This window comes from Arthrobacter sp. GW460-12-1-14-TSB2, from assembly GCF_059423525.1.
Genome location: NZ_JBWKYC010000023.1, coordinates 13,872 through 29,129, shown reverse-complemented (window position 1 = coordinate 29,129; position 15,258 = coordinate 13,872). Strand labels below are relative to the sequence as shown.

General features: G+C 66.0%; 11 protein-coding genes. 10 read left to right on the top strand and 1 reads right to left on the bottom strand.

The window, feature by feature from the left end:
• Positions 1–19: 19 nt before the first annotated feature.
• From AC07YR_RS20330 to AC07YR_RS20285, 10 genes are all read left to right on the top strand, one after another.
• On the top strand, positions 20–811 hold the full coding sequence (locus AC07YR_RS20330) for a glycoside hydrolase family 25 domain-containing protein (RefSeq protein ID WP_494735072.1): 792 nt from the start codon (positions 20–22) through the stop codon (positions 809–811).
• Positions 812–1,014: 203 nt separating this feature from the next.
• On the top strand, positions 1,015–3,339 hold the full coding sequence (locus AC07YR_RS20325; RefSeq protein ID WP_494735056.1) for a PxKF domain-containing protein: 2,325 nt from the start codon (positions 1,015–1,017) through the stop codon (positions 3,337–3,339).
• Positions 3,340–3,532: 193 nt separating this feature from the next.
• On the top strand, positions 3,533–4,522 hold the full coding sequence (locus AC07YR_RS20320) for an LLM class flavin-dependent oxidoreductase (RefSeq protein ID WP_494735055.1): 990 nt from the start codon (positions 3,533–3,535) through the stop codon (positions 4,520–4,522).
• Positions 4,523–4,660: 138 nt separating this feature from the next.
• Positions 4,661–5,680 carry a LacI family DNA-binding transcriptional regulator gene (locus AC07YR_RS20315; protein WP_436059038.1) on the top strand — a complete coding sequence of 340 codons (1,020 nt, stop codon included), beginning with the start codon at positions 4,661–4,663 and terminating at the stop codon, positions 5,678–5,680.
• A 106-nt stretch (positions 5,681–5,786) separates the two neighbouring features.
• A complete protein-coding gene (locus AC07YR_RS20310) occupies positions 5,787–7,088 on the top strand; it encodes an ABC transporter substrate-binding protein (RefSeq protein ID WP_494735054.1) in 1,302 nt (433 codons plus the stop codon).
• A gap of 13 nt (positions 7,089–7,101) precedes the next feature.
• Positions 7,102–8,112 carry a carbohydrate ABC transporter permease gene (locus AC07YR_RS20305; RefSeq protein ID WP_055807074.1) on the top strand — a complete coding sequence of 337 codons (1,011 nt, stop codon included), beginning with the start codon at positions 7,102–7,104 and terminating at the stop codon, positions 8,110–8,112.
• Between the two features lies 1 nt (position 8,113).
• The gene (locus AC07YR_RS20300; protein WP_494735053.1) at positions 8,114–9,070 is read left to right on the top strand and encodes a carbohydrate ABC transporter permease; all 957 of its coding nucleotides are present in this window, start codon (positions 8,114–8,116) and stop codon (positions 9,068–9,070) included.
• A 3-nt stretch (positions 9,071–9,073) separates the two neighbouring features.
• Positions 9,074–10,165, top strand: a complete 1,092-nt coding sequence (locus tag AC07YR_RS20295; RefSeq protein ID WP_028270985.1) for a glycoside hydrolase family 130 protein — start codon at positions 9,074–9,076, stop codon at positions 10,163–10,165.
• A gap of 244 nt (positions 10,166–10,409) precedes the next feature.
• Positions 10,410–11,513: a PP2C family protein-serine/threonine phosphatase gene (locus AC07YR_RS20290; RefSeq protein ID WP_436059034.1), complete on the top strand. Its 1,104-nt coding sequence runs from the start codon at positions 10,410–10,412 to the stop codon at positions 11,511–11,513.
• Positions 11,514–11,663: 150 nt separating this feature from the next.
• The gene (locus AC07YR_RS20285) at positions 11,664–14,291 is read left to right on the top strand and encodes a trehalase-like domain-containing protein (RefSeq protein WP_494735052.1); all 2,628 of its coding nucleotides are present in this window, start codon (positions 11,664–11,666) and stop codon (positions 14,289–14,291) included.
• On the opposite strand, the gene AC07YR_RS20280 is transcribed toward AC07YR_RS20285, so the two are convergent.
• Positions 14,288–15,211 carry an AEC family transporter gene (locus AC07YR_RS20280; protein WP_494735051.1) on the bottom strand — a complete coding sequence of 308 codons (924 nt, stop codon included), beginning with the start codon at positions 15,209–15,211 and terminating at the stop codon, positions 14,288–14,290. The two genes, AC07YR_RS20285 and AC07YR_RS20280, sit on opposite strands and share 4 nt — an antisense overlap.
• Positions 15,212–15,258 lie beyond the last annotated feature (47 nt).

Below are 15,258 nucleotides of genomic sequence, written 5' to 3'. Positions count from 1 at the left end.
GGGTATGGCCGCATCAATGATGAAGATGGTTCTGTCCTTTGCCGCTGCGTTTGGCTTGGCGCTGATGGGCGGTGGTCCGGCCATGGCGGGCCCGCCGCGTCCGTCTGATCCCGTGGGCATTGATGTCTCATGGCCGCAATGCGGCAAGACCCTTCCCGCCGGACTCGCCTTCGCGATCGTCGGCGTCAACAACGGACTCGCGAACACCACGAATCCGTGCCTGCAGGAACAGCTTGCTTGGGCTGATTCGACGATCAAGGATCCGGCAGTGACGAACCAGCCGCGCGTGGCCCTCTATGTGAACACCGCGAACCCGGGGCTGGCCGGTTCCTGGTGGCCAACGTCCAATGAGTACATGGGAACCACCGTGACCAGCTCGTATGGGAAGTGCGAGGGCAAGAACGATGCGGCCTGTGCCTACGTGTACGGCTACGCCAAAGCGTACGACGACGCAAAGCTGCGTGGCGTGGACCGGCCGGAGGACTATTTCTGGTGGCTGGATGTGGAGACGGGGAACAGCTGGCAGAGCGACACGACTGCGAACCGGGCTGACCTGGAAGGAATGACCGCCTACTTCGAAAGCATCAACGCCGGCGTCGGGCTCTATTCCACCGGCGCCCAGTGGAGCAAAATTGCCGGAACGGTTCCGTCCACCAGCAACCTGGCGGGGCTTCCAAGCTGGCTCGCCGGGGCCAGAACCCTCAATGGCGCCAAGTCGAACTGCTCCCTGGCCGGGCTTACGCCGGGCAGCAAGGTGGCAGTGACCCAGTATGTCTCCAGCGGACTCGACTACAACTACGCCTGCAAGTAGCTGCATCTAAACGGTGTGACAAAAGTGCACCAAGTCAACGGAAGTCGCCTAAGTGAAAAAGTGAGTACTGCGTACAAAAAACAGGTATGAAAACACCCAAAATCGAGTGGAATGTACTGGTGTTTATCTGAGCTTTTGCCCCTAGCATCGGGACTACATTTGCGGCCAATCACGGCCGCATTGTTGCGATGGGAGGCGCTGCAGTGAACACATTAGATCGAAGGGGTCCCGGACAGGGAACCAAGCGGGGGCGGGGAGCGGGCCCGGGATTCGCCTGGTCCGCGGGACGTGCCGGCCGGAAGCTCCTGGCCGCGGTGACGGCGGGCGGACTGCTCCTTGCCGGGGCGGGTGTGGCGCAGGCGGATGATGTTTTTAACACCATCGATGCGACCGTTGACGCGGAGGCCGAAACCATGCCGTTGAACGTTGGCGGCGCTGCGGGGACCACCACGTTGGCCATTGACCCGACGAACGATCCGGGCAAGAACGGCTGCAACCTGACCGGAAGCACCGTACTCACCCTGAGTCTCGCATCGAGTGATACTGCAGTAGCAACCGTCAGCCCAGCATCCGTGACGTTCGGAAGCTGCGGCGAAACCAAGGTGCTGACCATCACGCCGGTGGCTGGCGGCACCGCGACGGTCACCGCCCGCCAGACCGCCAACACGACCGGCGGAACCTTCAACCTTGCGCCGGCGACATTCACCGTCAACGTGGTGGCCCCCGCCCCGGCCAACACGGCGCCAACCCTCACGGTAGGCGGAGTCAGCACTGGCGCCTCGTACTCTAAGGGCGCCGTCCCGGCAGCCTCCTGCAACATCGTGGATGCTGAAGACGGAAACAAGACGTTTGCCGCAACGCTCAGCGGCATCACCGGCACCTACGCGGCAGACGGCCTCGGCGCGCAGACGGCGAGCTGCAGCTACACGGACGGCGGCGGACTAGAAGCCACCGGATCCGCGACCTACAACATCGTGGACCCCAGCCGGCCGCAGATCAGCTACACCCTGAACCCGGGAACCCCCAACGGCCTCAGCCAATGGTTCACTGTGCCGCTGGTCCTCACTTGGACTGTCACCGATGTGGATTCGCCGACCTCCCTGACCACTGAAGGCTGCGGTCAGCAGAACATTTTGGCGGACCAGGCGAAAATCGCCTACACCTGCTCCGCAACCAGCGCCGGCGGAACCGCCTCCATGGAAACCGTGCCGCTGGGTCTCGATGCCACCGACCCCGACGTCAGCTACGAGGGCGCCGAAGGCCTGGCTGGTAACAACGGCTGGTTCAGGAGTCCTGTCACAGCAACCTTCACCGGCACCGATGCAACGTCCGGCCCGGCGTCGCAAACGGCGACCGCAACTACAGCCGACGGCGCGGAAGGAGAAGACATCGAGGTGAGGAGCCCGGTGTTCAGTGACACCGCAGGCAACGAATCGGCCCTGGGTGCGGTCATCCAACGCTTCAACATCGACTGGACGGCCCCGTCGGTTGCCTACACCGAGGCCGACCGCGCGCCAAATGCCAAGGGCTGGTACAACGCACCGGTCACTGCGACGTTCACCGGCACCGATTCCGTCTCGGGTCCGGCAGTAGCCACCGGGACCGCAACGTCCGTCGGCGAGGGAATGGCCGTCGTCGTTGACAGCCCCGCTTTCGAGGACGTTGCCGGCAACACGGCGGCGGCCGGTGAGGCGTCCGTGAACTACAAGATCGACCTCAGCGCGCCGTCCGTTTCGTTCACGGGCCTTAGCGGGCTTGCGGGCTCAAACGGCTGGTACACCGGCCCGGTCACAGCCACCTTCACCGGGACGGATGGGCTGTCGGGTCCGGAATCCGCGGTCAAGGAGGCTGTCTCCAGCGGAGAAGGCACGGGGATGGTCCTCACCAGCCCGGCCTTCACGGATGACGCGGACAACACCACCCCTGCCGGCGCCGCGACCAGCGACTCCTTCAAGGTGGACCTCACGGATCCGGTTGCCACGTTTGACTCCGTCCCCGGGGATGCCTACTTCGGCTCCGTCGGCGCCGCGCCCACCTGCACCGCCACCGACGGAGGCTCCGGACCGGCCGGCTGCAAGGTGACCGGCTACGGCACGTCGGTTGGTCCCCACACGTTGACGGCCACGGCCACCGACAACGCGGGCCGCACCTCCACAAGGACGCACACCTACACGGTCAAGGCCTGGGAAACCAAGGGCTTCTACCAGCCCATCGACATGGGCGGCATCACCAACACCGTGAAGGCCGGCAGCACCGTACCCGCCAAATTCGAACTGTTCGCCGGGTCCAAGGAACTGACGGACACCAGCATCGTGACGATGGGAATCACGCAGGTGACCTGCAACCCGCTGGCGGCCCAGGACGGAGTCGAGATCACGTCCACCGGGAACACCTCCCTGCGGTACGACTCGACGGGCGGCCAGTACATCTACAACTGGAAGACGCCGAACCTCCCCGGCGCTTGCTTCAAGCTGTCGATGGTCGCGGCTGACGGCTCCCGCATCGACGCCAACTTCAAGCTGAAGTAGGCGTCGGAGAACAAATAGCACGAGCGAGCTAAAACGGGGCGGGGCTGCCGGAAACGGCGGCTCCGCTTCCGCGTGTCCGGCACCACGGTGACCTGCAGAAATAACCCGGGCGCCGCCGTCGTTGTCGCCAGTGTGCCTGTTCCGCCACCGGAGCAGTGACCGCAACGCTCCGCTACGAAAGGCCGGCTCCTCCGTGACTGTTCCGCTTTCCATCCTTGACCTGGCCACCATCGCGAAAGGCCAGACGGCGGCTGAGAGCTTCGCCGGCAGCGTGGCCATGGCGCAGCGAGCGGAAGAGTTGGGCTACCGCCGGGTCTGGTACGCGGAGCATCACAACATGTCCTCCATTGCGTCCTCGGCCACGAGCGTGCTGATCGCCCACATCGCCGCCCACACCAGCAGCATCCGGCTGGGCGCCGGCGGCGTGATGCTGCCCAACCACTCCCCGCTGACCATCGCCGAGCAGTTCGGCACGCTGGAGACCTTGCACCCGGGACGCATCGACCTCGGTCTGGGCCGTGCGCCCGGCAGCGACCAGAACACCATGCGCGCGCTCCGCCGCGATCCGATGTCCGCCGACAGCTTCCCGCAGGACGTCCTGGAACTGCAGGGCTACCTCACCGGCCCCACACGCATCCAGGGCGTGGAGGCGACGCCGGGCAAAGGCACCAACGTGCCGCTGTACATCCTGGGGTCCTCACTTTTCGGGGCCCGGCTGGCAGCGCAGCTTGGACTGCCCTACGCCTTCGCATCACACTTCGCGCCCGCCGCCCTGCAGGACGCCGTGGCCATCTACCGCCGGGAATTCAAGCCCTCCGCCCAGCTGGATGCCCCGCATGTGATTGCCGGCGTCAATGTCATTGCGGCAGATTCCGCTTCCGAAGCGCAGGAGATGTTCCGGGCCACCAAGCGCGCCCGTGTGTCCCTGTTCTTCGGCAACGGCAGGGTGTTCACCGACGATGAAGCGGACATGATCCTCGATTCTCCCCAGGGGCAGCACGTGGCCCAGATGATGAAGTACTCGGCGGTCGGCACCCCGGACGTCGTGATGGACTACCTGGACGAGTTCACCCCCCACGCGGACGCGGATGAACTGATCGTGGCCCACCAGAGCAACGGAACCGACGCCCGACTGCGCTCCGTGGAACTCCTCGCGAAGGCAGCTGGGCTCGTCCGCGCCTAAACCGCGCCGCACGGTGGGGTGCCACCCTTCTGAAAGCCCTCCCCTTGACAACTCTCAACTGAACCGGTTTAGTAGTTATCACTGAACCGGTTCAGTGAGTTGTATCACTGGGCCGCCGATCCACAGAAGGCAGGACCCATGGCAGTCACCATCAGCGACGTCGCCCACGCGGCAGGCGTCAGCAAGGGTGCTGTCTCGTATGCCCTCAACGGCCAGCCGGGAGTCAGTGCGGGAACAAGGGAGCGAATCCTCCAGGCGGCCAAGGAGCTCGGCTGGAAGCCCAGCCTGCGGGCCAAGGGACTCTCTTCCGCCAAAGCCTACGCGCTGGGCCTGGTCGTCGCCCGGGACCCGTCCCTGCTCGGAACGGACCCCTTCTTTCCGGCGTTCATCGCCGGCATCGAAACCGCCCTCGCAGAACACGACTACACTCTGGTGCTCAGCGTCGCCACGGGAGCCGGGGCGGAGGAACGGTGCTACCGCAAGCTGGCCGAGAACGGCCGTGTGGACGGCTTCCTCCTCACCGACGTCCGTCACGACGACTCGCGCATCCCGCTGCTGCAGGAACTCAAGCTACCGGCCGTCACCCTGAACCGGCCGGACGCCGATTCGCCGTTTCCTGCCGTTTCGATGGATGACTGCGCCGGGATCACCGCGGCCGTTGAACACCTTGTGGCCCTGGGCCATACCCGCATTGCGCATGTTGGCGGCGGGCAGGAATACATCCACGGCCGGAGCCGCCGCCAGGCCTGGGAAAGCGCACTCGCCGCCGCCGGCCTCCGCGCCGACCTCTTCGCGGCCGCCGATTTCACCGCCGCAGGCGGCATGGCCGCCACAGCCGAGCTGCTCCGGCGGGCCGACAGGCCCACGGCAATCGTCTACGCCAATGACCTGATGGCGACCGCAGGCCAGTCCTACGCACAAACCCAGGGGATCACTGTGCCGGGTGATTTGTCTGTCACTGGCTATGACAACGCAGACTTCACCCAATACCTCAATCCGCCCCTCACCACAGTCTCCACCGATCCCATGCTCTGGGGCCGGGTTGCCGCGCAGGTGCTCCTCAACCAGCTCAGCAACGCCCACGGCGGCGAAGACACCGTCCTCCAGGCTCCGACCCTCCTGGTCAGGGCGTCCACCGGCCCGGCGCCCGCAGGCTAAGCCGCCCCAAACGCCCGGCCCCACTGCGTTCCCGGCTCAACCCAACAAGCCCGACAGCACCCAGACACGCCCCCAAACCCTCTGTTTCCCCTAAATAGGAGTCGCAATGAAGCGCTTTTCAACAGCCACGCGCGTATTGTCCGTGGCCGCCCTGACCATCATGGGCGCAGGCCTCGCAGCCTGCGGCGGGGGAGGGGGAGCAAGTTCCGCCGATTCGGCCACGGCCGCCAAGGGCCCTATCAAGATCTGGTACTCCAACAACGAGTTCGAGGTGAAGTGGGGCAAGTCCATGGTGGAGTCCTGGAACGCCGCGCACCCGGACCAGAAGATCGATGCCCAGGAAATCCCGGCCGGCAAGAGCTCCGAGGAAGTCATCGGCGCAGCCATCACGGCAGGCAATGCCCCGTGCCTGGTCTTCAACACCGCCCCCGTCGCAGTGCCGCAGTTCCAGAAGCAGGGCGGGCTAGTCGCACTTGACTCCTTCCCCGACAGCGCCCAGTACATCAAGGACCGCACCGGAGACCTCGCGGACCAGTACAAGTCCACGGACGGCAAGATGTACCAGCTGCCGTGGAAGTCCAACCCCGTGGTCCTGTTCTACAACAAGGACATGTTCGCCAAGGCCGGACTGGACGCCGAAAACCCCAAGCTGGGCTCCCACGAGGAACTCCTGGAAACCGCCCGGACGCTAGTGAAGTCAGGCGCCACGGCCAACGCCGTGTGGCCGTCCCCTGCAAGCGACTTCTTCCAGTCGTGGTTCGACTTCTACCCGTTCTACGCTGCCAACACCGATGGCACTCCGCTCCTGAAGGACAGCAAGGCCACCTTCGACAGCGAGGAGGGCAAGCAGGTCGCCACCATGTTCGAGACGCTCTACAAGGAGAACCTGGCGTCCAAGGAGGTCTTCCAGGGTGACGCGTTCGGCGAGGGCAAGGCCGCCATGGCGATGGCCGGGCCGTGGGCCATTGCCGCTTACAAGGACAAGGTCAACTGGGGTGCCGTGCCGGTGCCCGCTGCCGAGGCAAAGGCTGATACGTCCACCTTCTCGGACGCCAAGAACGTGGCCATGTACTCCGCCTGCGAGAACCAGGGAACAGCCTGGGAGGTCATGAAGTTCGCCACCAGCCAGGAGCAGGACGGCAAGCTGCTGGCCGAGACCGGCCAGATGCCCATGCGCAAGGACCTGGCCACGGCCTACGCCGACTACTTCACCAAGAACCCGCTCTACACCCAGTTCGCCGAACAGGCCGGCCGCACCGTCGAGGTGCCCAACGTGCCCAACTCGGTCGAGGTCTGGCAGACCTTCCGCACCGCCTACGCAAAGTCAGTGATCTTCGGCAACGAAAGCATTGACTCGTCCTTCAAGGGCGCAGCGGACAAGATCAACCAACTGGCAGCCCAGAAGTAACGGGTGATCCCCAATGTCACTCCGCTCTTCTGACGGCGGCCCCGAAGCGGGCAGTCCTGCAGCGGGCAGCCCCGCAACGGGCAGCGTCGCTACGGGTGCGCCGGTTGGGCGAACGGCCGACCAGCGGCTGGCCCCCAGGAAACGCAAGAACCTCCTGGGGCGCCAGCCGCTGGGGCTGCTGTTCAGCGCTCCGTACGTCATCTACGTCCTGGCCGTCCTCGCCTACCCGCTGGGCTACGCCGTCTACATTTCCTTCCACGACTTCTTCTTCACCGCTCCGCGGGTCAAGGTGGATCGGCCGTTCGTCGGCCTGGACAACTACATCACCGTCCTGTCCGATCCCGCCGTCCAGCGTTCCTTCGCCAACATCGGCGTGTTCCTGGTCATCAACGTCCCGCTGACCGTGGGGCTGTCCCTAGTCCTGGCCAACGCCCTCAACCGCGTGACGAAGCTGCGGACGTTTTTCCGGGTCAGCTACTACGTCCCGTACGTCACCGCGAGCGTCGCCGTCGTCGGCGTCTGGCTGTTCCTGTTCCAGCAGAACGGGCTGGTCAATGCGCTGCTGGGGCCGCTGGCCCCGAACCCGTCCTGGCTGACCAACTCCTGGCTGGCCATGCCCACGGTGGCACTGTACGTGACCTGGAAGCAGTTGGGGTTCTTCATCCTGCTGTACCTGGCAGCACTGCAGAACATCCCGGATGAGCTGTACGAATCCGCCTCGGTGGACGGCGGGAACAAGTGGGTCCAGTTCTGGAACATCACGGTTCCCGGCGTGCGTTCGGCCAGCGTGCTGGTCACGCTGCTCGCCACCATCACCGGCGCCAACCTCTTCACCGAGCCCTACCTGCTCACCGGCGGAGGCGGACCCGACGGCGCATCGACCTCGCCGGTGTTCCTGATGTACCAGAAGGGCATCCTGCAGGGAAACCCCGATGTGGCTGCCGCGCTGGGCGTCGTCCTGGTGATCGGCGTCCTGCTGATCGCCCTGATCCAGAAACGCCTCGTAGGCGGAAAGGAGGACTGACATGTCGGTCATCGACGCGGCCACCGCCGCCAACAACGACAACGAAAAGAACGACGACGCCGGGCAGCCGGGTGCCCTTCCTTCCATCCGCGGAGGTTCCGGCAGCGGAGGTTCCACCGTGGAAAAGCGCAGGAACCTTGGCATCGGCAGCTTCGTGCTGCTGGCCGTAGGCGCCTTCGTGTTCCTTTTCCCCTTCTACTACATGTTCATCGGCTCGCTGCAGACGTCCCCGGACACTTCGGTGGCGGGTGCGTTCCCCAATCCGGCCAACCTCACCGGCGAGAACTACGCCAACATCAACGGTTCCATCGACCTGCTGAAGGGCCTGGCCAACTCCGGCATCTTCACCGGCGGCGTCATCCTGTTCACCGTGGTCTTCGGCCTCCTGGTGGGCTACGCCCTGGCGCAGATGCACTTCCGCGGCAAGGGCTTCGTGTTCGGCATGATGCTGCTGGTGCAGATGATTCCGTTCCAGCTGCTGCTCATTCCGCTGTACGTGATGATCGTCCGCGATTACGGCCTGGCGGACAGCTACATCGGCATGATCCTGCCGTTCGCCATCAACTCCACTGCCGTCTTCGTCTTCCGCCAATACTTCATGCAGCTGCCGTCCACGCTCTTTGAGGCAGCACGGATCGACGGCGCCTCCGAGCTGCGGATCCTGTGGCAGATCGCCATCCCGCTGGTCAGGCCCGCGATTGTCACAGCGATCCTGCTGACCTTCATCGGGCCGTGGAACGAGTTCCTGTGGCCGTTCCTGGTCACCAAGGACTCGGCCATCCAGCCTCTCGCGGTGTCCCTCGCCAACTACATTTCCAACGTTGCCGCCACGGCCTCCAACCCGTTCGGGGCAATCCTCGCCGGCGCCTGCGTCCTCGCGGCACCTGCCATCGCGCTGTTCATCTTCTTCCAGCGCCAATTCATTTCCACCAATATCGGATCAAGCGTAAAGGGCTAATCAATGACTTCCCCCCACACTTCTGCACTCCCCACCGTCCCCTTCACCCTCACCCGCGCCGGGGTCATCATGTCCCCCGAGGAGGGCAACGACTTCGAGGCGGAAGGCGTCCTCAACCCGGCCAGCGGCCGCGGCCCGGACGGCGAGCTCTACCTGCTTCCGCGCCTCGTGGCCAAGGGCAATGTGTCCCGCGTGGGCCTTGCCAAGGTTGTCATCGAAGACGGCGTACCCACCGGAGTGGAACGCCAGGGTGTGGTGCTCGCCCCGGACGAGGGCTGGGAACGCGGTATGAACAACGCCGGCACCGAGGACCCCCGGACCACCTGGGTCCCCAGCCTGGGCAAGCACCTGATGACCTACGTCGCCTACGGGCCGCTGGGGCCGCGCCTGGCGTTCGCGCACTCGGAGGACCTCCGCAGCTGGGAACGCCTGGGCCCGTGCTTCTTCGAATACAAGGCCGAGCTCTCCATGGACCTGAACCTCTTCCCGAACAAGGACGCCGTGTTCTTCCCGGAGCCGGTGAACGACCCCGACGGCGTTCCCTCCTACGCCATGCTGCACCGCCCCATGTGGGACCTGGGCTGGATCCGCGAAGGCGAAGGCGAGCACCTGCCCGCCGGCGTCACGGACAACCGCCCCGGCATCTGGATCTCCTACGTTGCCGTGGAGGACGTGGAAAAGGACATCCGCAACCTGGTGCACATGGGCAAACACACCCTCGTTGCCCTCAGCGAGTTCCCGTTCGAGGAACTCAAGATCGGCGGCGGACCGGCGCCGATCCGCGTCGACGAAGGCTGGTTGCTGATCCACCACGGTGTGGCCGGCGCGCTGGAGAAGTCCGCCTTCGACCACCAGCAGAAGGTCAACTACACCGCGGCCGCCATGATCCTGGACGCCAATGACCCCTCCAAGGTCATTGCCCGCAGCGACAAGCCGCTGCTGGCACCGGAAACAGAAGACGAGATCTCCGGCATCGTGCCCAACGTGGTGTTCCCCACCGCCATCGAGGAAGTGGACGGCCAGCTGTTCGTGTTCTACGGCATGGCTGACTCGAAGATCGGCGTGGCCAGGCTGGACCGCGTTCCCGCCACCTAGGACCAGGCCAGCCCGCGCCCCGGCCCGCAGTGCCCGCCTGAACACCCCCACGCCGGTGCCCGGTCCGGGCAGGTGACCGTGGCACCCGGTGGCTTCACCATGGTGACGTTCCGCGCCCGCTGAGTGTCAGGAGCTACAGGGTCCGGCACCTGCGGGGCGCCGGACCCTGCACTCACTGTTGTTACAGAAAGACCCGGCTGGTACCGATGTGACAATAGCAGCCCGCACGGAGTCTAATGGGTGCATGACTGATGAGCCGGACGTACGCCGTGCCCTGGTCATTGAGGACGATGACGATATCCGCGGCCTGCTGGTCCACATTCTGACCAAGCAGGGCTTCCTGGTGTCCGCCGTTTCATCGGGACGCGCCGGCGTCGAGCTGATGAAGCGAGACGGCGCCGAACTGGTGACACTGGACCTGAACCTGCCTGATATCGACGGCGTTGAGGTCTGCCGCCAGCTGCGCCGGTTCTCCGACGCCTATATCCTGATGATCACCGCCCGCGGCGAGGAACTGGACCGCCTCACCGGGCTCGACACCGGCGCGGACGACTACCTCACCAAACCCTTCAGCCCCCGCGAACTCGGCTCCCGGATCACCGCCCTGTTCCGCAGGCCGCGCGCCAGTGCCGTTCACGAAGCCGCCGTGCAGGACGAGCTGCGCCGCGCCGTCGAAGTCCAGCGCAGCCTGCTTCCAGCGGAGGGCCTGTCCCTCGACGGATTCGACATCGCCGGCTCGTTCCGGCCTTCCCGCAATGTTGGCGGCGACTTCTTCGACTGGTACCCGAACGACGGCGGGCTGCAGCTGACCCTGGCCGACGCCATGGGCAAGGGCATGGGCGCGGCGCTGATTGCCGCCACTGTCCGCGCCGTCATGCGTTCGGTGGCCCACCGGACGCCGCTGAGTGCGGCCTTCAGCTCGGCCGGCCGGATCCTGGAAGCCGACCTCGAACAATCCGCCTCCTTCGTCACCCTCTTCCACGCCCGGCTCGATGCCGCCACCGGAATCCTGCAGTACCTGGACGCCGGCCATGGCCTGGCGCTGCACATCAAGGCGGACGGCAGCTGCTCCCGGCTGCTCACCGGCGGACCTCCCGTGGGTGCCTGGCCTGACCAGCAATGGGAAGCGCACCAGGTTTCGCTGGAGCCCGGCGATTCCCTGGCCGTGGTCAGCGACGGCCTGCTGGATGTTTATCCCGACGTCGACGTCCTGACGGCCGTGGTCTCCGGCACCGTCTCCGGCAGCGCCAGCGCCCAGGCCGCCTGCGACGCCGTGCTCGAGCTGGCCTCGGGCCGCGAGGTATCCGACGACGCCACAGTCGTTGTGCTGAAGCGGGCACGGGCGTAGGCTCCGCCACGTCCCTCAATCCGGGCACGCGCACACGTTACATTCCCGCAATGACAGGGATATTCTGATGTAACGACGGCATCGGAAACTGGGGGTATGTCCCTCGCCGGACTTTTCTCATCATTGGGGATTATCCGAAGGACGTCGCCTGTGCCTACTCCGCTCAACCAGTCCGTGGCCGATTCCGCACTCCTGACCCGTTCCCTGCCGCTGGGCCTGCTCCGTGCTTTTGTGCAGTCGGACGCCGCAGACGACGGCCTCACGCCGCACCTGCTCGCAGAACTGAAGATCCTGGCCCGCACTCCCGGGCTGCTGGTGGCCTGCAACTACGGCGGAACGCTCTGCGATGCGGAGGGGATCTCCACCGAAACCCTGCCGCTGGGCAGTGCCGCGATTGCGCTCCGTGCACTGGCTGCCTTGCCCAACACCCACGCGGCCGTCATTTCCGGCCGGTCGCTTCGCGACCTGGCAGCAGTGTCGAGGCTCCCGGCAGAGGTGCACCTGGTGGGCTCCCACGGCGCCGAATTCGACATGGGCTTCGCGCACGGCCTGTCGCTGGCCACCGAATCGGTCCTGCAGCAGGCCAGCCAGGCCCTCCTTGAAACGATCGGCGCCTATAAAGGGATCAGCATCGAGCGCAAGCCCGTGGCGGTCTCCGTGCACACCCGGCCGGCGTCGCCCGCGATCCTCGCAAAGGTGCTGGCGAAAGCGGAGGAGGTGGCCCGCGCCCACGGCCTGTTCTACATCGTGGACGGATCCGTGCTGGACCTCTCCGTGGTGGAACCGTCCAAGGCTGACGCACTGGAACACCTGCGTGCCCGCCTGGGCGTGAGCGCCGCCCTCTATGCCGGCGACGCCTCCAGCGACGAACTGGCCATGGCCACCCTCCGCGGCCCCGACATGGGAATTAAGGTAGGGGAAGGCCCTTCCGCGGCCGCCCACCGCCTCCGGGACCCCGAATCCTTCGCCCGGGTTCTGGCCATCCTGTTCGAACTGCGGCGTGCCTGGCTCTTTGGCGAGGATGCCGTTGGCCTGGAACGCCACTCCATGATCGGCAACGGCTCGTCCACGGCGCTGATCACCCCTGAAGCCAAAGTCTGCTGGATGAGCCACCCGCTGCCGGACTCCGGGTCCCTGTTCGCCCATATCCTGGGCGGCGACGCTGCGGGCCACTTCTCGGTGGAACCGGTCAAGGCATCCCAGGTCCTGGGCCAGCGCTATGTGGACAGCACCATGATCGTGGAGACCCGCTGGGCTGACGTCACCGTGACCGACTACCTCGAGCCGGCCCCGGACGGGATCACGAGCCTGGTCCGCGTGCTGTCCGGCAGCGGCGCGGCCAAGATCGTCTTCGCGCCCCGGCCCGACTACGCCAACGCCCCGTTCAGCATGGAGGCGCGGGGCGAGGAACTGCACGTTGTGGGCACCTCTGATCCCATCATCCTGCTGGCACCCGGCGTCAGTTTTTCCATCACTTCGGACGGCCGCCATGCCACCGCCACCGCGGACGTCAACCTGCGGAACGGCCCCGTGGTGCTCAACCTGCGCTGCGGCGACACCGAGCCCACCCACGCCGGGGTGGGCGGCGAAACAGAGCGCCGCGCCGCCGTCGCCCATCACTCCCGCCGGTGGGTCCAGGATCTGGAACTGCCGGGGGTCAAGCCGTCGCTGGTGCGCCGTTCGGCGCTGGTGCTCCGGGCGCTGGTGCATGAACCCACCGGCGCCGTCCTGGCCGCCCCCACCACCTCGCTGCCGGAAGGAATCGGCGGCACCCGGAACTGGGACTACCGCTACTGCTGGCTGCGGGACGGCTCCATGACCGTCAACGCGCTGGTGGACCTCGGCTCCACCAGCGAAGCGTACGGGTTCCTGCGCTGGCTGGGCCGGATCCTGGAGAACGCGCCCGGGCCGGAATGGCTGCACCCGCTGTACTCCGTCACAGGAGCGCCGCTGTCCACCGAGGCCATCATCGAAAGCCTGCCCGGCTATGCGGGATCACGTCCCGTGAGGATCGGCAACGCCGCTGACCACCAGGTGCAGCTCGACGTATTCGGGCCCATCGCGGAACTTATTAGCGCGGTGAGTGACCGCGAGGGTTCCTTGGAGGATTCGCACTGGGAGCTTATGGTCCAGATGGCCTCGGCCGTGATGGCCCGCTGGCATGAGGCCGACCACGGGATCTGGGAAGCGCGCCGCGCACCCCGGCACCACGTGTACACCAAGGTGATGTGCTGGGTGACGCTGGACCGGGCGCTGCGCACAGCAGCCCGGCACGGCAGGGTGCCGGAGCCCGAGTGGGCGCCCACCGCCGCCACCATCCGCGAGGAAGTCCTCCGCGAAGGCTGGGACGACGGCGCGGCGTCCTACACCGTGGCCTACGACAGCCCGGACCTGGACGCAGCGGTGCTGCACATCGGCCTGTCCGGCCTGCTGGATGTGAAAGACCAGCGGTTCCTGGACACCGTCACCGCCGTGGAACGGGAGCTTCGGGTGGGACCCACGGTTTTCCGGTACAGGTACGACGACGGCCTGCCGGGTTTGGAGGGCGGCTTCCACATCTGCACCACGTGGCTGATCGAGGCTTACGTGGCGGTGGGCCGGATCGAGGAGGCATGGGACCTGTTCGACCAGCTGGTGAACCTGTTCGGCCCCACCGGCCTGCTGCCCGAGGAGTACGATCCCGGCACGGAAACCCACCTGGGCAACCACCCGCAGGCGTACTCCCACCTCGGCTTCATCCGCTGTGCCAGGCTCCTGGACCAGCACCAGAAGAACTAGGTCAGGAGCAGGGCCACGCCGATCATGGCCGGGACGGCGACCACCGTGGTGATGAGCACGGTGTCCTTGGCCACGGTGATGCCCGTCCGGTAGCGGCTGGCCGCGACGAAAACGTTCTGGGCGGTGGGCAGCGCCGACGTCACTACAACGGCGAACAGGGCCTGCCCTTCCATGCCGAGCATGCGGGCGAAGGCGTAGGCGATGGCCGGGTGGACCACGAGTTTGAATGCGCTGGCGAGGAGCGTGTCGGCGCGGCGGCCGGCTGCTGCCTGCAGGGGCCGGGATCCGTTCAGGCTCATGCCGAAGGCGATCAGCATTGCCGGGATGGCTGCCCCGCCGATCAGGTGGATGGGCTGCATCACCAGCTCCGGTACCTGCCAGCCCGTTCCCGCCACCACCAGGCCCAGCGCGGAACCCACGATCATCGGGTTCTTGAGGATCATGAGTGCAAAGCCGGCGGGGGTGGTCCGGTGGGAACTCGTGGTGGCATCCAGGGCCATCAGGAAGAGCGGTGTGAAGAAGGCCAGCTGGAAGATCAGCAGCGGCGCCACGTAGCTTGCGTCACCGAGGACGTATACGGCGATGGGAATGCCCAGGTTGGCCGAGTTCGCCAGGGACGCGCTCATGGACGACATCAGCGATTCCGGGACCGTCCGTTTCAGCAGGAACCGGACGATCACGAAGAAGATTGCTGCCGTGACCATCGCGCCGACGGCCGTGACCAGCAGGGGAGCTGCGAAGACGTCGTGGAGCTTGGCCTTGCTGAGGGTCTCGAACAGGAGCGCCGGGCTGGCCACAAAAAACGTTAACGCGCTCAGCACGGAACGGGCGTTTTCTCCAAGCACCTTCCGGCGGCCCACGAACATGCCCACGAGGATGATGGACCACACCACGAAGAAGCCGGCGAGAACCCCTAGCACCCGAAGGTCCCTGACGGTGTCCGTGCCGGGACGGACGGGCGGGGGTT